This window comes from Catenuloplanes niger, assembly GCF_031458255.1.
GTDB lineage: Bacteria > Actinomycetota > Actinomycetes > Mycobacteriales > Micromonosporaceae > Catenuloplanes > Catenuloplanes niger.
Window position 1 is genome coordinate 4,002,548 of sequence record NZ_JAVDYC010000001.1, and the last position, 20,921, is coordinate 4,023,468.

Here is a 20,921-nt window from a genome sequence, read left to right on the forward strand (position 1 = left end):
GGCACGTTTCAGACCCCGTGGTGGCCGTCGTGGTCACGGCGGCGGAGAATGGCGCGGTCGAGAGGAGACGGCAGTGGCGTTGGCCCTCTACCGCAAGTACCGGCCGCGGACGTTTGCCGAGGTCATCGGGCAGGAGCACGTCACCGAGCCGCTCAGCCAGGCGCTGCGCAGCGGTCGGCTGAACCATGCGTACCTGTTCTCCGGGCCACGCGGCTGCGGCAAGACGAGCTCGGCGCGCATCCTGGCCCGCTCGCTGAACTGTGAGCAGGGACCGACGCCGGAGCCGTGCGGGGTGTGCACGTCCTGCAAGTCGCTGGCGAACGACGGCGCCGGTTCGATCGACGTGATCGAGATCGATGCGGCCAGCCACGGTGGTGTCGACGACGCGCGCGAGCTGCGGGAGAAGGCGTTCTTCGCGCCGGCCAACAGCCGCTACAAGATCTACGTGATCGACGAGGCGCACATGGTCTCGTCGGCCGGCTTCAACGCGCTGCTCAAGCTGGTCGAGGAGCCGCCGGAGTACGTGAAGTTCATCTTCGCGACCACCGAGCCGGAGAAGGTGCTGGGCACGATCAAGTCCCGCACCCACCACTACCCGTTCCGGCTGATCCCGCCGAGCGTGCTCCGGCCGTACCTGGAGCAGCTCACCGAGGCCGAGGGTGTGAAGGTCGAGCCGGCCGTGTTCCCGCTGGTCGTCCGCGCCGGCGGCGGCAGCGCCCGGGACACGCTCTCCGTGCTCGACCAGCTGATCGCGGGCGCCGGCGAGGAGGGCGTCACGTACGCGCGCGCGGTCTCGCTGCTCGGCGTCACCGACTCCGCGCTCATCGACGACATGATCGACTCGCTGGCCGCGGCGGACGGTGCCGCCGCGTTCGCCGCGATCGACCGCGTCGCCGAGGCCGGCCACGACCCGCGCCGGTTCGCCACCGACCTGCTCGAACGGCTCCGCGACCTGATCGTCATGCAGCAGGTGCCGGACGCCGCCGCCAAGGGCCTGATCGACGGTCCCGCCGACGAGATCGAGCGGATGACCACCCAGGCCGGCCGCTTCGGCTCCGCCACGCTCTCCCGCGCCGCCGACATCGTGCACAACGGCCTGGTCGAGATGCGCGGCACCACCGGCCCCCGCCTGCTGCTGGAACTCGTCACGGCCCGCATGCTGCTGCCCGGCGCCGACGACTCCACGGGCGCGCTGCTGCAGCGCCTGGAGCGGATGGAGCGCCACCTGGCCGCGGGCGGTGGAGCCCTACAGACCCCTCCGGCGGTACGCAGTCAGCCCGCACCCGCTGTCCCCGGCACTTCCGCCGCTCCGGAGACGACGATCCCGGCCGCTTCCGGCCCCGAGCCGGCGCTCGACCCGCGGGCGGCCGCGCGTCAGGCCGCGGCCCGGTCCTCCGGCGGCGGCGGTCAGGCCGCGGCACGCCAGGCGGCCGCCCAGGCGGGAACGCCCACCCAGGCCCGCCGTCCGGCCACCCCGGCCGGTGGCGTTCCGGGCGCGCCGCCGGCCGGTGGCGCTCCGGGTGCCGCCGTTCCTCCGGCCGGTGCGGCTCAGGCGGCGCCGGCCCAGCCCGGTCCTTCTCCGGCCGACTCCGCGCAGCCCGGCCCCGCCGAGCCCGGGCCGGTCCAGGCCGGTCCCGCACAGACGGGAGCCGGCCAGGGGGATCCTTCTCCGGACGGTGCGGCGCAGAACGGTTCCGTGCAGAACGGTTCCGTGCAGAACGGTTCCGTGCAGAACGGTTCCGTGCAGAACGGTTCCGTGCAGAACGGTTCCGTGCAGAACGGTTCCGTGCAGAACGGTTCCGTGCAGGGCGGTTCCGTGCAGGGCGGTCCGGCGTCACCGGCCGGGCAGCCGGCGGCCGCCCCGGCCGCGGTCGTCGCCGAGCCGGCCGCGTCACCCGACGGGGTGGATGTGGCCGAGCTTCGCACCCGGTGGTGGCCGGAGGCACACGCCTACATCAACGCGCGCAACAAGCGTGCCGGCGCCGTGCTCCGCGACGCCACGGTGCGCACCGTCGAGGGTGACACGCTGGTCCTCTCGTTCCGGCTGCCGAACCACATCGACATCTTCAACGGCACGCCCGGCGGCATGGACCTCGTCCGCGAGGCCTTCTACGAGCTGCTCGGCGTCCGCTGGCAGGTCCGCTGCGTCCCGGCCGGCCCGGCCGGCGAGCCGGACGCCCCCACCGGACGCGGCGGTCGCGCCCCGGCTCAGCGCCAGTCGGCCGGCCAGGCCCAGCCCGGCCACCCCACTCCCCCGTCGGCGCCCACGCGCTCGTTATCCGAGCCGGACGCGAGATCGGGGCCGTCACCGGGGCCGACCCCCGCGTCCACCACGGCGGCCGAGGACGCGGGCTGGCCCACCCCTGCCGCCATCCCCGACATCCCCCGTTCCGACGCGCCCCCGCCCGTCACCTCCCGGCCCGGCGCGGCCGCACCGCACCCTGCCCCCGGCACCGCGGCGCCGTACGCTGCCCCCGGCACGCCGACCGGCAGCGAGACGCCGTCCGGCACCGGACCCTCGCCGAGCCCCACGGTGGACGGCACCGCACCCGGTCAAGCGGCATCGGCCCCGGCCGGCGGCCCGACCACCGGCAACCGGCCCGGAATCACCGCCGATGCCGGTCAGGCCACCCAGCCCAACAGCCCCCAGCCGGCCGATGACGGCCGGCCGGCACCGGCCAGGCACGGGACCGCAGCCGGCGGAGCTCTGCCCGGCAGCACCCAACCGGCCGACGACGGCCGGCCGGCACCGGCCAGGCCCGGCGGGGCGACCGACAACCGCGGCCCCGCCGCTCAGCCCGGCGGTCCCCGGCCTGCCGATGACGGCTGGCCGACGCCGGCACGGCCCGGCGGCACGAGTGGTGCCGACAACGCTGGTGTTCGAGCGGGCGACCGGCCCGGCCCGGCGCAACCGGGCGTGACCACGGCCGGCGAACAGGGCGGCGACGTCGACTGGCCGACGCCGGTGCAGCCCGGCGCGGCCGGCTCCGATGACACGAGCGGCAACGCCGGTGACGGTGGTTGGCCGAGCCCGGTGCCGCCCGGTGGTGGCGGCGCGGACGACGGTGCGGGCTGGCCCGAGCCGGTACGCCCGGGAAGCCTGCCGAGCGCGACGGACGACGGTGGCTGGCCGGAACCCGCACCCGCGGGTGGCGGATCGGCTGCCGCCGGTGGCCGGCCGGAGCCGGCGCGGACCGGCGAGCCGGCGGCTGCGGTTCCGGCGCACCCGGACGGCCCGGCTCCCGCGGACCCGGCGCCCGGGCGTCGTGCGTCCGCGGGCGGGCTCGCGGCGGCACGCGCGGCCGCGGCGGGTGCGCGCGGCAAGCAGGTCGCGCCCGACGGCGGCACGCGCGGCGGCGCACCGGCCCGGCCGGAGGAGCCCTCGGCGGCCACCCACGCGCCGGCTCCGGCATCCGCACCGGGCGGGCCGTCGGCCGGTCCGGCGTTCGCGAGCGGCGCCGGCGCCTGGGACGACTTCCCGGCGGACGAGGAACCACCCTACGACCCGGAGTACGACGGTCCGGCGCCGCCGGACAGCGGTTCGAGCGGCCGCGGTGGCTTCGGACAGGCGCGCACACCGGCGCGTCCGGCGACCGCCGGGAGCGCGCCGGGCAGCGGTTTCGCTTCGCCCGGCGGCGGTCCGGGATCGGCGGGCGGCGGTTCGTCGTTCGCGGCTTCGACCGGGCCGGTTTCCGGAGCGCCGGCCTTGGGCGGGCCGGGCGCGGGCCCGGTTTCCGGCGCACCCGCGTTCGGGGCACCGGGGGCCGGCGGATCCGCCGTGGCGGTGCCGGGCGCTTCGGCGCCGGTGGCCTCTTCGGCGTCGGCCCCGCCTGCCCCGGCGCCGACGGTGCCGGGACGGACCGCGGCCGGGCCGGGCGCGTCGAATCCCGCGATCGCGAGCGCCAAGGCGGCCGCGAGCCGGGCGGCGGCCGCTGCCGCGGCGGCGGCCCAGGGACGTGGCTCGGCGGCCAAGCCGGCGGCGGCCACGGCGACGGAGGCTCCACGCCCGACACAGGGCCGGGCCGCGGCGGCGGTGGCCGCGGCCGCCGCGGCTGCGGCGGCTGCGGCGGCGGCTCAGGCCAGCCAGCCCGTGGAGACGGCAACGAAGGAGTTCGAGGGCTTCGACCCGGGCGACGAGCCGCTGGACGAGATCATCGACGAGCAGTCGGCGCGGCAGAGCAGCGAGGAGCAGGCGTTCCTCCTTCTCAAGCAGGCGTTCGGCGCCGAGAAGATCACGGAGATGTGACCGGTCGGGCCCACCCACTGCGGGTGCGGGCCCGACCGGGCCGGCACGCCAGGCGTCCCGTCCGGCTATGGACGACGTGCCGGGCGCGGCGCCCGGCGGAACCGGCGGCGAACGACGCGAGGGAAGCCGGCGGTCTTTCGGTGCCCACGCCGGAACCGGCTCCGATGCGGCGGCCGAGCGGCGGCGGAGGCCGCCGCAAGGTTGGCCCGCGGGAGCATGCCCAGCGTGCCCACGCCGGAAGCGGGAACAAGAATCGGCGGCGGAACAGAGACCGACCCACGAACCGGCACCACGCCGAACGTGGGTTTCGGGGCTCGGCCCCGGGGACAGCACAGCGCCCACGAACCCGCACCGCACCGAACGTGGGGTCCGGGGCTCGGCCGCGGGACTGTACGGCGGGTGGGCCGGGGCGGGGCGGCTACGCTGGGCGGCGGTTCGGTGGTGCGGCGAAGCCGCGGGATGAAGAGGAGCCTGCCGTGGTGCGTCCTGGTGGACAGCCCAACATGCAGCAGTTGATGAAGCAGGCGGCGAAGTTGCAGCAGGCGGCGCAGGCCGCGCAGACGGAGCTGGCGGAGTCCGAGGTCACGGGTACGGCCGGCGGCGGTCTGGTGACCGTCACGATGGCCGGGACCGGCGAGGTGCGGTCCGTGAAGATCGATCCGAAGGTGATCGATCCGGACGACCCGGAGACGCTGGAGGACACGGTGCTGGCGGCGCTGCACAACGCGGCGGAGGCGGTGCGTGCGCTGACGGAGGAGAAGATGGGTCCGGTCACGGGCGGGCTCGGCGGACTCGGCATGGGGTTCTGAGCCGGCGATGTACGAGGGTGCCATTCAGGATCTGATCGACGAGCTGGGACGCCTGCCCGGCGTGGGTCCGAAGAGCGCCCAGCGGATCGCGTTCCACATTCTGTCCTCGGACACGGCGGACGTGGCGCGGCTGGCGGCGGCGCTGCGGAAGGTCAAGGAGTCGGTGCGCTTCTGCACGGTCTGTTACAACGTGGCCGAGGAGGAGCAGTGCCGGATCTGCCGTGACCCGCGCCGCGGCAACGAGGTGCTGTGCGTGGTCGAGGAGCCGAAGGACGTGGTGGCGATCGAGCGGACCGGCGAGTTCCGCGGTCGCTACCACGTGCTCGGCGGCGCGATCAATCCGCTGGAGGGGATCGGGCCGGACAACCTCAAGATCCGCGAGTTGCTGATCCGGTTGGGGAACGGGGACGTCAAGGAGCTGATCCTGGCGACGGACCCGAACACCGAGGGCGAGGCGACCGCGACGTACCTGGCGCTGATGGTGAAGCCGATGGGGATCTCGGTGACGCGGCTGGCCAGCGGGTTGCCGGTGGGTGGCGACCTGGAGTACGCGGATGAGATCACCCTGGGCAGGGCGTTCGAGGGGCGTCGCGCGGTGTGAAGCTGAAAAGCCGCCGAAATACCCCCGTAACAGACATGTTTTGCCTATGCTCAAAGTTGATTTGCCCTGTTTTTCCGTCCTTGATCCCATTCAGGTCACGCCATCATCACGGCGTGGCCTGAAGTTGGTTACATGGTCACTCTGAGCGTTGACCGGAGTGGCCTCCTCGGTGGACTGTTCATCCGGCGGCGGCACACCCGTCGCCGTGTCCGCGCTGCCTTCCCACGCCCCACCTGAGGCCGTCGGATGGAGGCGTGGGCACTCGAGGCTCACGACAATCGACCGGTTGCCGTAGGCCGCGGGTGATCCACCGTGCCGACAGGCGACCCTCGTGTCGTCCGGTCGACGCTGCGGCGGCGCCTGCGGTCCGGTGGCCGGAGGAGGACCGAGGCACGGATGGTCAGTGGACCGGGCGCGTCCCTCTCGGAGGAGTCGACGCACGACGTCGCCGATCCGGCTGAAGGTGCTGCCAGCACGAGCGGCAAGGCCATCGAGGGGCGTTCGCTGCGCCAGATCGCATGGCGGCGGTTCAAGCGTGACAAGGTCGCGATGGCGGGCGGTGGCTTCGTCATCTTCCTGGTGCTCGTCGCGTTCCTCGCTTCCCCCATCGTGAAGCTGATCGGCCACCCGATCGACGCGTTCAACAACGACCTGATCGACCCGACGCTGGGCCTGCCGATCGGCCCGCTGGGCGGCATCAGCGGCGAGCACTGGCTGGGTGTCGAGCCGACCTCCGGCCGTGACATCTTCAGCCGCGTCATCTACGGTGCGCAGACCTCCATCTTCGTGGCGTTCCTGGCCGCGGCGGTGTCCACGGTGATCGGCGCGATCCTGGGCCTGGCGGCCGGCTTCGTGGGCGGCTGGATCGACGCGGTGATCAGCCGCGTGATGGACTTCCTGCTGGCGTTCCCGCAGCTGCTGTTCTCGATCGCGCTGGTCTCGGTGCTGCCGGACACGTTCTTCGGGCTGGACGGCCGCTGGTCGCGGATGTCCGTACTGATCGGCGTGATCGGATTCTTCGGCTGGCCGTACATCGGGCGTATCGTCCGTGGTCAGGTGCTGTCGCTGCGCGAGCGGGAGTTCATCGAGGCATCGCGCAGTCTGGGTGCCCGCACCGGGCGCATCCTGTTCCGGGAGCTGCTGCCGAACCTGGCCGCGCCGATCCTGGTCTACACCACGCTCATCATCCCGACGAACATCATCACCGAGGCGTCGCTCAGCTTCCTCGGTGTCGGCATCGAGGCGCCGAACCCCTCCTGGGGCGGCATGCTCTACGACGCCAAGAGCTACTACCAGTCGGACCCGATGTACATGATCATTCCCGGCGTGTGCATCTTCATCACCGTGCTGGCCTTCAACCTGTTCGGCGACGGACTCCGCGATGCCCTGGACCCCAAGGCTCACTGACCCGCGCAGCAGTCGCATCACCGCAGTACGCGCATTCCGTCGCGACCCACGGTCGCACGTCAAGGAGGTAGGCAGCAGTGTCTAGTAAGAGGAAGGCGTTGGTCGCCGCCACGGCGGCCGTCGCCCTGGGACTCACCGCGGCATGCGGTAACAGCGGCGGGTCGAACTCGTCGAACGGTGGTGCCAAGAACGCGCAGAACGCGGCGCTGACCGAGGTGCTGAACGTGTCCGACAAGAAGGGCGGCACCCTCGAGCTCTGGAGCTCGCAGGACGTCGACAGCCTCGACCCCGCCCGCGGTTACTACGCGTTCGTGTGGAACCTGAACCGGCTCTACACCCGCACGCTGCTCTCCTACGACGCCAAGCCGGGCGCCGACGGCATGAAGCTGGTGCCGGACCTGGCCACGGCCGAGGCCACGCTCAGCAACGACGGCAAGACCTACACCTACACGCTGCGGGACGGCCTGAAGTTCGACGACGGCACGCCGATCACGTCGAAGGACGTCAAGTACGGCATCGAGCGCATCTTCGCGCAGGACGTCGTCTCCGGCGGCCCGGTCTACCTGATCGAGCAGCTGGACCAGGGTCAGAAGTACCCCGGCCCGTACAAGGACTCGGACCCGAACAAGCTGGGCCTGAAGTCGGTGCAGACGCCGGACGACAAGACCATCGTCTTCAACCTGAAGCAGCCGTACGCGGACTTCCCGTACCTGCTGGCGATGCCGGGCGCGGGCCCGGTGCCGGCCGCCCGGGACACCGGCGCGCAGTACGGCACGAAGCCGGCCTCGTCCGGCCCCTACAAGGTCGAGGCGTACGCGCCCGGCAAGTCGATCAAGTGGGTGCGTAACGAGCACTGGGACCAGGCCTCGGACCCGCTGCGCAAGGCGCTGCCGGACGCGATCAACATGACGATCACGACGAACGCCGACGACATGGACCAGCGTCTGATCGCCGGCACCGCCGACGTCGACGCCGCGCAGACCGGCGTGCAGGCCGCGGCCCGCACGAAGATCCTGCAGGACGAGACGCTGAAGGCGAACTCGGACACCCCGACCACCGGCTTCATCCGGTACGCGTCGATGGCCACCTCGGTGCCGCCGTTCGACAACGTCGACTGCCGCAAGGCGGTCATGCTCGCCTCCGACCCGACCTCGCTGCAGACCGCGCGCGGTGGCCCGATCGCGGGTGGCGACATCGGCATCAACCTGCTGCCGCCGAACATCCCGGGCTCCGAGGCGGACTACGACCCGTACAACCGCAAGCAGGGCAAGCCGCAGGTCGACGCCGCCAAGCAGGCGCTCGCCGCGTGTGGCCAGCCGAACGGCTTCTCGACCACGATCGCGGTCCGTAACAACAAGCCGGCCGAGGTCAAGACCGCCGAGGCACTGCAGGCGTCGCTCAAGGCCGTCGGCATCGACGCCAAGATCGACCAGATCGACGGCGCGCAGTCCAGCTCGATCACCGGTGCGCCGAACGTGGTGAAGCAGAAGGGCTACGGCCTCATCATCTCCGGCTGGGCGGCGGACTACCCGTCGGGCGCCGGTTACCTGCAGCCGCTGGCCGACAGCCGGTACATCGTGCAGAACGGCAACTTCAACCACGCCGAGATCAAGGACCCGGCGATCGACGCGCTGTTCGACAAGGCCAAGACGGTTCCGCCGGCCGAGGCTGCCGCGATCTACACGGAGATCAACCACAAGGTGATGGAGGGCGCGTACGTCCTGCCCTTCGTCGTCGACAAGGCCCTCAACTACCGCAACCCGCGCCTGACCAACGTCTACATCCACCAGTTCTGGGGCATGTACGACTTCCAGGCGCTCGGCGTCTCCTGAGGTTCCTCGGTAACACCCTTTAGTACGCCTGGCGGGTGTCCCTTCTCTGACCGGGAAGGGACACCCGTTGAACCTGGAGGCCTCGGCTCGTGTTCGCTTACGTCGTTCGGCGACTGATCAACGTCGTCTTCACGCTGCTGGTCATCACGCTCGTGACCTTCGGCGTCTTCTTCCTGGTGCCGAAACTGACCGGCAGTGACCCCGCCCTGCTGTACATCGGCAAGACGGCGGACCCGGTCGCGGTGGAGGGCATCCGGACGAAGCTGGGTCTCGACGACCCGATCCACGTGCAGTACGGCAAGTTCCTGCAGGGTCTGGTGATGGGCCGGGAGTACGACAACGGCCCGGACGTCACGACCTGCAACGCCCCCTGCTTCGGTTACTCGTTCAAGACCGATCAGGAGGTGTGGCCGTACCTGATCGACCGCCTCCCGGTGACACTCTCGCTGGCGCTGGGCGCCGCGGTCCTCTGGGTGATCGGTGGCATCGGTGCCGGCGTCATCTCGGCGCTGCGCAAGGGCCGCCCCGCCGACCGGATCGTGATGACGACCGCGCTCGCCGGTGTCTCGCTCCCCATCTACTTCACCGGCCTGGTCTCCGCCGCGGTCTTCAGTTACTGGCTGGGCTGGCTGCCGCCGCCCGGGTACGTCGACTTCGTGGTCAACCCGGCCGAGTGGGCGCTCAACCTGATCCTCCCGTGGATCACCCTGGCCTTCCTGTTCGCCGCGACCTACGCGCGTCTCACCCGGGCGAACATGCTGGAGACGCTGAGCGAGGACTACATCCGCACCGCGCGCGCCAAGGGCCTGCGCGAGCGGGACGTGGTCAGCAAGCACGCGCTGCGCTCCGGCCTCACGCCGCTGATCACCGTCTTCGGCCTGGACCTCGGCAGCCTCCTCGGCGGCGCCATCCTGACCGAGACCACGTTCAACCTCCGCGGCCTGGGCGAGGCCACGCTGACCTCGATCCGGCAGAACGACCTGCCGATCATCCTCGGCGTCACGCTCTTCGCCGCGTTCTTCATCGTCATCGCCAACCTGGTCGTCGACCTGCTCTACGCCGCTGTCGACCCGCGCGTCCGGCTGAGCTGAGGGGTTAGTCCATGACCACTTCTGTGCCCGTCACCGAGATCGGCCCGGCCGACATCTCACCGCCGAAGTCCTTCCTCGAGGTACGCGACCTGCGCGTGCAGTTCGCGACGGACGACGGCATCGTCAAGTCCGTGGACGGCGTCTCGTTCGCGCTGGAGCGCGGCCGGACGCTCGGCATCGTCGGCGAGTCCGGCTCCGGCAAGAGCGTGACCAGCCTGGCGATCCTCGGCCTGCACCGCACCCGCAGCAACGCCACGGTCAGCGGCGAGATCTGGCTCGACGGCGAAGAGCTGATCAAGGCCGACAACGAGCGGGTACGCCGGCTGCGCGGCCGGAAGATGTCGATGATCTTCCAGGACCCGCTGTCCGCGATGCACCCGTACTACACGATCGGCCAGCAGATCGTGGAGGCGTACCGGATCCACCACGGCGGCAGCAAGAAGGCCGCCAAGCAGCGCGCGATCGACATGCTGGCCCGGGTCGGCATCCCGCAGCCCGCGCGCCGCGTCGACGACTACCCGCACCAGTTCTCCGGCGGCATGCGGCAGCGCGCGATGATCGCGATGTCGCTGGTCAACAACCCGGAGCTGCTGATCGCGGACGAGCCGACCACCGCGCTCGACGTGACCGTGCAGGCGCAGATCCTCGACCTGATCCGGGATCTGCAGGACGAGTTCGGCTCCGCGGTCATCATGATCACTCACGACCTGGGCGTGGTGGCGGAGCTGGCCGACGACATCCTGGTCATGTACGGCGGCAAGGCGGTCGAGCGCGGACCGGCCGAGACCGTGTTCCGCACGCCGGAGCACCCGTACACCTGGGGTCTGCTCGGCTCGATGCCCCGGCTGGACCGCGAGGTCCGCGACCGGCTCAACCCGATCAAGGGTACGCCGCCGTCGCTGATCAACCTGCCGTCCGGCTGCTCCTTCCACCCGCGCTGCCCGTACGCGGGCCGCAACGGCGACCGTTCGTTCACCGAGCGGCCCGAGCTGGTCGGCTCCACGCACGCGGTCGCCTGTCACATGCCGGCCGAGCTGCGCCGGGAGATCTTCACCCAGGAAGTGAGCCCGAACCTGTGAGTACTCCCCTTCTTGAGGTCTCCGGCCTGCAGAAGCACTTCCCGATCACGGCCGGTCTGCTGCGCCGCCAGGTCGCGGCGGTCCGCGCGGTCGACGGCATCGACCTGACCGTGAACAAGGGCGAGACGCTCGGCCTGGTCGGCGAGTCCGGCTGCGGCAAGTCCACGGCCGGGCGCCTGATCACCCGGATCCTGGAGCCGACCGGCGGCAAGATCACGTTCGACGGGAAGGACATCACCCACGTCAAGGGCGGTGGCCTGCGCGGCCTGCGCCAGGACATTCAGATGATCTTCCAGGACCCGTACTCGTCGCTGAACCCGCGGCACACGGTCGGCACGATCGTCGCGGCGCCGCTGCAGATCCAGAAGATCCCGACGCCGCAGGGTGAGAAGAAGGCGGTCCAGGAGCTGCTGGAGATGGTCGGGCTCAACCCCGAGCACTACAACCGCTACCCGCACGAGTTCTCCGGCGGCCAGCGGCAGCGCATCGGCATCGCCCGCGCGCTGGCGCTCAAGCCGAAGATGATCGTCGCGGACGAGCCGGTCTCCGCGCTGGACGTCTCGATCCAGGCGCAGGTCGTCAACCTCCTCGACGACCTGCAGCGGGAACTCGACCTGACGTACCTGTTCATCGCGCACGACCTGTCCGTGGTGCGGCACATCTCCGACCGGGTCGCGGTCATGTACCTCGGCAAGGTGGTCGAGGTGGCACCGCGCGACGACCTGTACGCGCACCCGCGGCACCCGTACACGGTCGCGCTCATGTCGGCGGTCCCGGTCCCGGACCCGTCCCGTCGGGACAAGGCGCAGCGCGAGCGGGTGCTGCTCACCGGCGACGTGCCGAGCCCGATCGACCCGCCGTCCGGCTGCCGGTTCCGTACCCGCTGCTGGAAGGCCCAGGACGTGTGCGCGACGGAGGAGCCGCCGCTGGCCGTGCTCGCCGACGGCCACCAGGTCGCCTGCCACTTCCCGGTCAGCGACGAGGAGCAGCACGCGTCCGGCAGCGGGCGTTCCGCGGCCGCCGCCGCGGCCGCCAAGGTCGCCGTCGTCGACGAGGACTGAGAAAACCCGCCCACTCGCGTGTGACCTGGCTCATTCTGGGCAGGGACTAGATCACGAACACGAGGGGGCGGGTGTGACAGAAGAGCTGAGCGCGCGGGTACGGGCGGCGGTCGACGCCACCCACGCCGCCGGTACGACCATGTTCTGCTGGCGGATGCCCGCCGGCCGCGGCGACCTGGGCTCGTGCGAGGGCGCTGTCGACTTCGACCGCGGACGGCTGGCGATGCGATCACGGTTCCAGATCCCGTCGCTGGCCGAACCGGAGATGGACTCCGCGCTCGACGACCCGAGCCGGATCGGCGCCGAATGGACCGTCGAGAACCGGTCGATCGTCATGGACGGCACGTTCTACGCCCTCCAGGAACCGGCCGGCGCGGAGCCGACCGGCACCTGGGAGGCGGCCCGGATGGGCGTGGAGGGCCTGGCCGCCACGCCCATCGGCATGGTCAGCTGGCTGCGCGGGGTGACGTCCGCACAGCCCGGCCCGTCGCCCGACGTGGTACGCGTGCGGCTGGACCTGCGGAAGGCGCTGGAAATGGCGTCGGAGGAGGACCGGCCCGCGCTCCGGGCCGCGCTGGACGCCGGCCGGATCGGGCTGACCGCCACCGAGGTCACCGGCGAGGTCGAGCTGGACCCGCAGGGGCGGGTGCGCCGGATGTGGGCGATGGTGCCGCCGGGCGCCTCGCCGTACCTCGCGGTCGAGGCCGGGCAGGACAGCATCGAACTGCTGCTCAACGACCTGGGCGCACCGGTCGAGATCCCGTCCCCGGACGAGAGCTCGCGCATCCCGATCTCCGACTTCCTGGCCGTCTTCGAGGGGCAGCCGCAGTGCGGGCCGGCCCTCGAGCAGATGTGGGCGTCGTCCGGGTCGGCTGCCGCCGGCTCCTGATCTTTCGAACGCTCCTGACCCAGGGCGTGTCCGGTGATGCTCCACCGAACACGCCCTGGGCCCTGTATCGACGTGGGCGTCGGGGTGAGGCACGGTCCGGGTGTCGTCCGGGCCTCGCCGCAGCCCGGCCATCCACGCCGATACAGGGCCTAGCCCTCGGGACGGTTGAGGAGGCCGACCGCGATCGCATGCACCGCGTCGAGGTCGGCCGGGTCCTTCAGCGCGGCCTTACCGCCCGTCACCGCGTACCACTCCTCGGCGTCCTTGTACTGCACCCGCAGCACCGCGTGGCCGTCGACGAGCTCGCTGCGCAATGTCAGCTCCCCGGTGACCACGCCCACCTCGTCGGTCATCACGCCGCCCGGCCCCGCCACGATGTCCGCGTCAGCCACGCCCTTCGCCCCCCTCAGCAGGTCGCCAGCATGTCGCCGAGCGCCTCCTTCTCCGCGCTCGTGATCGACAGCTTCCAGTAGTGCTTGACGGTGATCCAGTCCTGCGCGTACTGACACCAGTAGTCCTTGAGTGTCGGCTTCCAGGTCGACGGATCCTGGTCACCCTTTGCCCGGTTCTGACTCGCCGAAACCGCGATCAGCTGCGGCCGCTCCTCGTCGTTGGCGAAGTCCCCGCGCTGCTCGTTCGACCACTTGCTGGCCCCGGACCGCCACGCGTTCGCCAGCGGCACCATGTGGTCGATGTCCACCTTGCCCGGGTCGTCGTAGGTCTGCCCGTCGTACACGCTGTACCACCGGCCGTCGGTCACGTTGCAGCCGTTCAGCTTCACGTCCTCCGCGTCCCGCTGCAGAATCGTGTCCCGCACGTCGCAGTTCGCGCCGGCGTCCCGCCAGTGCGGAAACTTCTCCCGGCTGTAGCCGCTCATCGACCCGGCCTTCGCCACCGCCAGCTCCTCGAGCTGCGCGGACGCGTCCGCCGCCCCGGCACCCGGATCAGCCGTGGCCCCCGTCCCCGCGGGCCCGTCGCTCCCCACCTCGACCTGACAGCCCGCCATCCCCAACGTCGCCGCAGCGGCAACCCCAGCCATCACAACCTTGAACGTCCGTGTCACCCCTACAGCTTGCGACACAGGTACGACAGTCCGCGACTCGAGATCCATTCACGAGTGTTCACTCAGGCACCTAGGAACCCCACCAACATCACTCCCCGTAGATACGCTGGTGACCCACGTCGTATCGGGGTGAAGGGGCGGAGTGGGTCCGATGGACATACGAAACGAGAGCCCGATCATTCTCCGCAGGCACCTGCGGGGCACATTGCGAGCTCTCCGCGAGGAGCGAGGGCTGTCCCAGAAGGAAGTAGCCACCGCTCTGACTTGGCGCCCCCTCTCGAAGCTGCTGCACATCGAGTCCGGCATGGTGGAGCTCTCGATCATGGATTTGTGCGTACTACTCCATTACTACGGCATCGACGACCCGGCGCGCACCGAGGAACTGATCGAGTGCGCGACGTACGCACGCCAGCGCCTGTATGCGGAGTACGAGGACGTACACCGGCCCGACTTTCGGACCTACCTGCAATATGAGGGTGCGGCCAGCGTCATTCGGTCGTTCGAACCATCAGTCATTCCGGGCCTACTGCAGACCGAGGAGTACGCGGAGTGCCTGCTGCGGGCGTTGTCGAACGACGAAGCCCGCGTTCGTCGACTGGTGCACGCGCGCATGAAACGGCAAGAAGTGCTGGATCGGGCGGACGGCTTCAAAGCGATCTTCATCCTCGATGAAGCCGTCCTCCACCACCAGATCGGTGGCCCGATTGGACTGGTCCGTCAGCTGGAGAAGCTCCGGACGGTCAGTGATCGTGACAACGTCGACATCCGGGTGATTCCCAATCGGCGAGGCGCACACCTCGGCCTGTGGGGCACCTTCGTGATCCTGGAGTTCGCCGCGCCGGCCGATGATGACCTGGTCTTCCTCGAGCATCAGGCCGGCGATGTCATGATCGCGGACGGTGCGTCCCGGGTGGCTCCCTTCGTGGAGCGGTTTTGGGGCCTCGAGGCAAGCAGCCTCTCCGTGGAGGCCAGCCGCGACCTGATCGACAAGGCGGCGGTTCTTCACCATGCCGAGCTGCCGTAAAGCTGTCCTAGGACCGTGCGACTCCGGTAATCATCGATGTGAAAGCCACCCAAGCCGCCTCGGAGAAGCGCAGTTGCTCAGTGGGAGAGCCCTTGGAATCCATGACCTTGACCGAGTCCCCCGCCACACGGCTGCACGCGACGCAGTTCGTAGTGGTGCTTCGGGTGCTCTTACGCCATTCCTCGTTGAATGGTTTCTTCGCGCTCATCTGAGACCTTCTGTCGGAGTCCACCTATCACTCGCCGCGCGCCGGATCGACCCCGGGCAGGAGCCGCACATGCCGGACCGCTCGACGAGTAGGGCCGAAAACTATCAGCCTCTGATTCGGTTCGGGCCAGAACGGCCCACCGCGCGTCAGCGGGACGAGCTGGGCTTGGGGGTGAGTTCCTTGGCGAGGAGTTCGGCGATCTGGACGGTGTTGAGGGCGGCGCCCTTGCGGAGGTTGTCGCCGGTGACGAAGAGGTCGAGGGCGCGGGGGTCGTCCATGGCGCGGCGGATGCGGCCGACCCAGGCGGGGTCGGTGCCGACGGCGTCGATGGGCATGGGGAACTCGCCGGAGGCGGGGTCGTCGACCAGGATGACGCTGGGGGCGTTGCGGAGGACCTGGCGGGCGCCCTCGGCGTCCAGTTCGGAGGCGAAGACCGCGTGGACGGCGATGGAGTGGCCGGTGATGACCGGGACGCGGACGCAGGTGGCGGAGACCTTCAGGTCGGGGAGGCCGAGGATCTTGCGGGTCTCGCCGCGGACCTTCAGCTCCTCGGAGGACCAGCCCAGGTCCTGCAACGATCCCGCCCACGGCACCACGTTGAGCGCCATCGGCGCGGGGAACGGGCCGAGGTCGTCGCCGACGGACTGGCGGACGTTGCCGGAGCGGGTGCCGAGTGCGCGGTCGCCGGCGACCTTGGAGATCTGGTCGTGCAGGATGTCGACGCCGGCCTGACCGGCGCCGGAGACGGCCTGGTAGGAGGCGAGGACCAGCTCGCGAAGACCGTACTCCCGGTGGAGCGGTGCGAGCATGACCACCATGGTGAGCGTGGTGCAGCTCGCGTTCGCGATGATGTTGCGGGGGCGGTTGCGCACCTGCTCGGCGTTGATCTCCGGGACGACCAGCGGGACGTCGCGGTCGGTCCGGAACGCGCCGGAGTTGTCGACCACGACGGTGCCGCGGGTGGCGGCGACCGGCGCCCACTCCGCGGCGACCGGTTCCGGGACGTCGAACATGGCGACGTCGACGCCGTCGAAGACCTCGGGGGTGAGCGCCTGGACCTCCAGCTCCTCGCCGCGGACGGAGACGAGCCGGCCGGTCGAGCGGGCGGAGGCGACCAGGCGGATCTCGCCCCACACGTCCTTGCGGGACGACAGCAACTCGCACATGACGGTGCCGACGGTGCCGGTGGCACCGACGACGGCGAGGGTGGGCCGTCCCATGACGTCCTTACCTTCCTGTTCCGGCGTAGACGACGGCCTCCTCGTTGCCACCGAGGTCGAACGCGTCGTGGATGGAGCGCACGGCGGCGTCCAGGTCGGTGTCGCGGCAGACGACCGAGACCCGGATCTCCGAAGTGGAGATCATCTCGATGTTCACCCCGGCCTCACCGAGCGAGGAGAAGAACTTGGCGGCGATGCCGGGGTGCGAGCGCATGCCGGCGCCGATCAGCGAGACCTTGCCGACGTGGTCGTCGTAGAGCAGGCCCTTGAACATGACCTGCTCCTGCACCTTGTTGAGCGCGGCCATCGCGGTCGGGCCGTCCGCCTTGGGGAGCGTGAACGAGATGTCGGTGCGGCCGGTCCCCTCGGTGGAGACGTTCTGCACGATCATGTCGATGTTGATCTCGGCCTCGGCCACGGTCTCGAAGATCTTCGCGGCGGCGCCCGGCTCGTCCGGCACGGCGACGATCGTGATCTTCGCTTCGCTGCGGTCGTGGGCGACACCGGTGATCAGTGCGTGCTCCACAGAAGGGTCCTCCATCGATCCGGTGACCATGGTTCCGGTGTTGTTCGAGTACGACGAGCGCACGTGGATGGGGAGGTTCGCCCGGCGTGCGTACTCGACGCTACGCAGGTGGAGCACCTTCGCGCCACAGGCGGCGAGCTCCAGCATCTCCTCGTACGTGATGGTCTTGATGTGCCGCGCGTCGGAGACGATCCGCGGGTCCGCGGTGTAGACGCCGTCCACGTCCGTGTAGATCTCGCAGACCGAGGCCTCGAGCGCCACCGCGATCGCGACCGCGGTGGTGTCCGACCCGCCGCGGCCCAGCGTGGTGACGTCCTTGGTGTCCTGCGAGACGCCCTGGAAGCCGGCCACGATCGCGATCGCGCCCTCGTCCAGCGCGGACTGCAGGCGGCCCGGGGTGACGTCTATGATCCGCGCCCGCCCGTGCACGGACGTGGTCACCACGCCGGCCTGCGAGCCGGTGTAGGAGCGGGCCTCGAAGCCGAGGTTGTGGATCGCCATCGCCAGCAGCGCCATCGAGATGCGCTCGCCCGCGGTGAGCAGCATGTCCAGCTCACGGCCCGGCGGCAGCGGGCTGACCTGGTGTGCCAGGTCGAGGAGCTCGTCCGTCGTGTCACCCATCGCGGAGACCACGGCGACGACGTCGTTGCCGGCCTTCCGCGCGGCCACGATGCGCTCGGCGACCCGCTTGATCCGCTCCGCGTTCGCGACCGAGGAACCGCCGTACTTCTGCACCACGAGCGCCACGGGTGTTGAACCCTCCAGACGAGACCGACGACAAGAATCCAGAACACGTGCCGACGCCGCCGGGTGAAGGACCGGCGGCGGCGAGTAAGCCTCACCAGGGTACCGACGAGTTCTCCGACCGGCCGCACACGATCCCACGATCCGGCCGCAATCACCGCCTCGACCTGCGACAAGGCGTGCCGAAAGCCGAAAACCGGCGAAAAAACTGGCATCAACCGCCCGGCGTGTCGTGCACGAATGTTCACGATCAACCGTACGGGCGCGATCGAGAATGGGCGCGTGGAGACGACCCGACCGCTTCCGGTTCTACTCGCACTGCTCGCCGTCGCCACCGCGGCCGGGTGCGGCGGGGGGCCCGAGCCGGCGGCCGTGGCCTCGCCGGCGCCGACCACCGAGCCACCGCGGCAGGAGAACCCCCGCTCGTCGCTGGCCGCGCGCGCCGCGGCCGCGGAGGACTCCTCGGTCGTCGCCACGTACACGCTCACCGAGGGCGGCGGCACCCCCCGCGCGGTGATCGTCACGCTGGCGACGGACCGCAGCTGGCGGGTGGACATCGCGGGCGGCGCGATGGGCGGCCTGGCGGACGTGTCGGTGGCGGTCAACGGCCAGGGCCTGTTCCAGTGCGCGCTGCCGTCCGAGACCCGCCCGGTCTCGCCGGTCTGCATCCGGGTCGCGGACCCGGACGGCACGCTGCCGAAGCACATCGACCCGCGCGTGCAGCACGCGTTCACGGACTGGCGCGCGGTGCTGACCGACCGGGACGCGCCGCTGTCCGTGTCGCTGGCGAAGCCGGTCGCGGACGGCATCTCCGGCCAGTGTTACGCGGTCGAGTCGACCTACGCCTCGCTGGACGCGCCGCTGGACACCGGCATCTACTGCTACAACGAGACCGGCGTGCTGACCGGCGCGAAGCTGAGCTTCGGCACGCTGGCGCTGGCCCAGACGCCGGTCACCGGCCCGGGCACCATCACGCTGCCCGGGCCGGTGACGACCGGGCCGGCGCTCGGCATGGCCACTCCGCCACCCCGGACCGCGACACCATCAGCGGGTACGCAGGCGGGCGGATAACAGCATCGTGTATTCGCCAGTGCGGAGTGGATCACGTAGGGTGGAGACCGTCATGTGGCAGCAGGCTCTCCTCCTTCGCCGCCGCGACGAGGCCCCATCCCTGGCCGGCACCTCGTCGCGGTGATCTAGCGCGCGCCCACGACCACGATTCGCCAGCGCCCGCCAGTCGGCCCCCGACTAGATCAATCTCGAGCGAAGCTCTGACGGGAGCCCAAGAAAACCATGAGCACGCACAGTGACCCCATCGCGACGCAGCAGCCCAGCACCATGCCGTTCGGGCGGTACAAGCCGTTTCACGAACAGTTCGCGATCGACCTGCCCGACCGGCAGTGGCCGGCCCGCCGGGTCGAGACCGCGCCGCGCTGGTCCGCGGTCGACCTGCGGGACGGCAACCAGGCGCTGATCGACCCGATGTCGCCGGAGCGCAAGCGGCGGATGTTCCAGCTGCTGGTGCAGATGGGCTACAAGGAGATCGAGGTCGGTTTCCCGGCCGCGTCGCAGACCGACTTCGACTTCGTCCGGCAGCTGATCGAGCAGGACCTGATCCCGGACGACGTGACCATCCAGGTGCTGACCCAGTGCCGGGAGCACCTGATCGACCGCACGTTCGAGTCGCTGCGCGGCGCGAAGCGGGCGATCGTGCACTTCTACAACTCGACGTCCACGCTGCAGCGGCGTGTGGTGTTCGGCCTGGACCGGGACGGCATCACCGACATCGCGACCAGCGGCGCGCGGCTCTGCCAGAAGTACGCGGAGATCCACACGCCGGACACCGAGATCTTCTACGAGTACTCGCCGGAGTCGTACACCGGCACCGAGCTGGACTACGCGCTGGAGATCTGCTCCGCGGTGATCGACGTGATCGACCCGACGCCGGACCGGAAGCTGATCATCAACCTGCCGGCCACGGTCGAGATGGCCACGCCGAACGTCTACGCCGACTCGATCGAGTGGATGCACCGGCACCTGCCGCGCCGCGACTCGATCGTGCTGTCGCTGCACCCGCACAACGACCGGGGCACCGCCGTGGCCGCCGCCGAACTGGGCCTGCTGGCCGGCGCGGACCGGATCGAGGGCTGCCTGTTCGGCAACGGCGAGCGGACCGGCAACGTCGACCTGGTCACGCTGGGGCTGAACCTGTTCTCCCAGGGCATCGACCCGCAGATCGACTTCTCCCAGATCGACGAGATCAAGCGGACCGTCGAGTACTGCAACCAGCTGCCGGTGCACGAGCGCCACCCGTACGCGGGCGACCTGGTCTACACCGCGTTCTCCGGCTCGCACCAGGACGCGATCAAGAAGGGCTTCGACGCGCTCGCCGCGGACGCGAGCAACGCCGGCACCGAGATCGACGACTTCGAGTGGGCCGTGCCGTACCTGCCGATCGACCCGAAGGACGTGGGCCGCTCCTACGAGGCGGTCATCCGGGTCAACTCGCAGTCCGGCAAGGGCGGCGTGGCGTACATCATGAAGGAGGAGCACAAGTTCGACCTGCCGCGGCGGCTGCAGATCGAGTTCTCCGGCGTGGTGCAGTCGGTCACGGACGGCGAGGGCGGCGAGGTCGACCCGCAGCGCATGTTCGAGATCTTCGCGCAGTCCTACCTGGTCGAGCACCAGGTGACGCCGCGCCTGGCGCTGGAGCGCTACTCCACCGGCAGCGTCGACGGCAAGGTGGAGATCGAGGCCGAGGTGCACTACCAGGGCAACCGGCGCCCGCTGGCCGCGGTCGGGAACGGCCCGATCGACGCGTACGTCCAGGCGCTGCACGCCCTGGGCATCCGGGTACGCGTGCTGGACTACGCGGAGCACGCGCTGACCGCCGGCGAGAACGCGCAGGCCGCGGCGTACGTCGAGTGTGAGATCAACGAGGTCGTGTACTGGGGCGTCGGCCTGGACGCGAACATCGTCACCGCCTCGATCAAGGCAGTGACCAGCGCGGTCAACCGCGCACGCTGAGCACTCCGGGTAGGGGCCGGCACCCCGGCCCCTACCCGGGTCACAGCCCCCCGGTCACAGCCCCCCGGTCACAGCCCCTCGGTCACAGCCCCTC

16 protein-coding genes and 2 pseudogenes are annotated in these 20,921 nt (G+C 70.6%); 12 read left to right on the forward strand and 6 right to left on the reverse strand.

All coding sequences use genetic code 11. The features are described from left to right. Positions 1 to 73: 73 nt before the first annotated feature. Positions 74 to 1,651: pseudogene (locus tag J2S44_RS17435) on the forward strand (DNA polymerase III subunit gamma and tau); the annotation flags it as partial. A 75-nt stretch (positions 1,652 to 1,726) separates the two neighbouring features. Here the strand turns inward: J2S44_RS17435 and J2S44_RS42925 are convergent. Continuing rightward, positions 1,727 to 1,822: pseudogene (locus J2S44_RS42925) on the reverse strand (pentapeptide repeat-containing protein); the annotation flags it as partial. A 2,927-nt stretch (positions 1,823 to 4,749) separates the two neighbouring features. On the opposite strand from J2S44_RS42925, the gene J2S44_RS17440 reads away from it, so the two are divergent. The 8 genes from J2S44_RS17440 to J2S44_RS17475 all read left to right on the forward strand — a co-directional run bounded on the left by J2S44_RS17440 (position 4,750) and on the right by J2S44_RS17475 (position 13,015). After that, positions 4,750 to 5,055, forward strand: a complete 306-nt coding sequence (locus J2S44_RS17440) for a YbaB/EbfC family nucleoid-associated protein (protein ID WP_310429751.1) — start codon at positions 4,750 to 4,752, stop codon at positions 5,053 to 5,055. A gap of 7 nt (positions 5,056 to 5,062) precedes the next feature. Then, positions 5,063 to 5,656: a recombination mediator RecR gene (recR, locus tag J2S44_RS17445; protein ID WP_310414825.1), complete on the forward strand. Its 594-nt coding sequence runs from the start codon at positions 5,063 to 5,065 to the stop codon at positions 5,654 to 5,656. A 396-nt stretch (positions 5,657 to 6,052) separates the two neighbouring features. Beyond that, entirely contained in the window at positions 6,053 to 7,063 is a 1,011-nt protein-coding gene (locus tag J2S44_RS17450; RefSeq protein ID WP_310414827.1) for an ABC transporter permease, read from the forward strand. A gap of 77 nt (positions 7,064 to 7,140) precedes the next feature. Continuing rightward, positions 7,141 to 8,895 (forward strand): ABC transporter substrate-binding protein, encoded by a 1,755-nt coding sequence (locus J2S44_RS17455; RefSeq protein ID WP_310414830.1) that lies wholly within the window; start codon positions 7,141 to 7,143, stop codon positions 8,893 to 8,895. Positions 8,896 to 8,984: 89 nt separating this feature from the next. Then, positions 8,985 to 9,986 (forward strand): ABC transporter permease, encoded by a 1,002-nt coding sequence (locus tag J2S44_RS17460; protein ID WP_310414832.1) that lies wholly within the window; start codon positions 8,985 to 8,987, stop codon positions 9,984 to 9,986. 11 nt (positions 9,987 to 9,997) lie between these two features. Next, complete coding sequence (locus tag J2S44_RS17465) at positions 9,998 to 11,065, forward strand: ABC transporter ATP-binding protein (protein WP_310414834.1); 1,068 nt, start codon at positions 9,998 to 10,000, stop codon at positions 11,063 to 11,065. Beyond that, positions 11,062 to 12,126 carry an ABC transporter ATP-binding protein gene (locus J2S44_RS17470; RefSeq protein ID WP_310414837.1) on the forward strand — a complete coding sequence of 355 codons (1,065 nt, stop codon included), beginning with the start codon at positions 11,062 to 11,064 and terminating at the stop codon, positions 12,124 to 12,126. The genes J2S44_RS17465 and J2S44_RS17470 overlap by 4 nt, the downstream gene beginning before the upstream one ends. A 73-nt stretch (positions 12,127 to 12,199) precedes the next feature. Then, the gene (locus tag J2S44_RS17475; protein WP_310414841.1) at positions 12,200 to 13,015 is read left to right on the forward strand and encodes a hypothetical protein; all 816 of its coding nucleotides are present in this window, start codon (positions 12,200 to 12,202) and stop codon (positions 13,013 to 13,015) included. 149 nt (positions 13,016 to 13,164) lie between these two features. Here J2S44_RS17475 and J2S44_RS42930 read toward each other — a convergent pair whose 3' ends face one another. Both J2S44_RS42930 and J2S44_RS17485 read right to left on the reverse strand, forming a co-directional pair. Continuing rightward, entirely contained in the window at positions 13,165 to 13,527 is a 363-nt protein-coding gene (locus J2S44_RS42930; protein ID WP_374727991.1) for a hypothetical protein, read from the reverse strand. After that, positions 13,422 to 14,021 (reverse strand): HNH endonuclease family protein, encoded by a 600-nt coding sequence (locus J2S44_RS17485; RefSeq protein WP_310414844.1) that lies wholly within the window; start codon positions 14,019 to 14,021, stop codon positions 13,422 to 13,424. Before J2S44_RS17485 ends, J2S44_RS42930 begins: the two co-directional genes overlap by 106 nt. Before the next feature lie 208 nt (positions 14,022 to 14,229). Between J2S44_RS17485 and J2S44_RS17490 the strand changes: the two genes are divergently transcribed. Next, positions 14,230 to 15,102, forward strand: coding sequence for a Scr1 family TA system antitoxin-like transcriptional regulator (locus tag J2S44_RS17490; RefSeq protein WP_310414847.1), 873 nt, complete (start codon positions 14,230 to 14,232; stop codon positions 15,100 to 15,102). A 7-nt stretch (positions 15,103 to 15,109) separates the two neighbouring features. Here the strand turns inward: J2S44_RS17490 and J2S44_RS42935 are convergent, their stop codons facing one another. The 3 genes from J2S44_RS42935 to J2S44_RS17500 all read right to left on the reverse strand — a co-directional run bounded on the left by J2S44_RS42935 (position 15,110) and on the right by J2S44_RS17500 (position 17,803). After that, on the reverse strand, positions 15,110 to 15,310 hold the full coding sequence (locus J2S44_RS42935; protein ID WP_374727861.1) for a DUF397 domain-containing protein: 201 nt from the start codon (positions 15,308 to 15,310) through the stop codon (positions 15,110 to 15,112). 146 nt (positions 15,311 to 15,456) lie between these two features. Next, the gene (locus J2S44_RS17495; RefSeq protein ID WP_310414850.1) at positions 15,457 to 16,530 is read right to left on the reverse strand and encodes an aspartate-semialdehyde dehydrogenase; all 1,074 of its coding nucleotides are present in this window, start codon (positions 16,528 to 16,530) and stop codon (positions 15,457 to 15,459) included. Positions 16,531 to 16,537: 7 nt separating this feature from the next. Beyond that, entirely contained in the window at positions 16,538 to 17,803 is a 1,266-nt protein-coding gene (locus tag J2S44_RS17500; protein ID WP_310414853.1) for an aspartate kinase, read from the reverse strand. A 279-nt stretch (positions 17,804 to 18,082) separates the two neighbouring features. On the opposite strand from J2S44_RS17500, the gene J2S44_RS17505 reads away from it, so the two are divergent. Together J2S44_RS17505 and leuA are read left to right on the forward strand one after the other, a co-directional pair. Then, positions 18,083 to 18,871: a hypothetical protein gene (locus J2S44_RS17505; protein WP_310414856.1), complete on the forward strand. Its 789-nt coding sequence runs from the start codon at positions 18,083 to 18,085 to the stop codon at positions 18,869 to 18,871. Between the two features lie 222 nt (positions 18,872 to 19,093). Continuing rightward, positions 19,094 to 20,827, forward strand: a complete 1,734-nt coding sequence (gene leuA / locus J2S44_RS17510; RefSeq protein WP_310414858.1) for a 2-isopropylmalate synthase — start codon at positions 19,094 to 19,096, stop codon at positions 20,825 to 20,827. Positions 20,828 to 20,921: the final 94 nt, after the last annotated feature.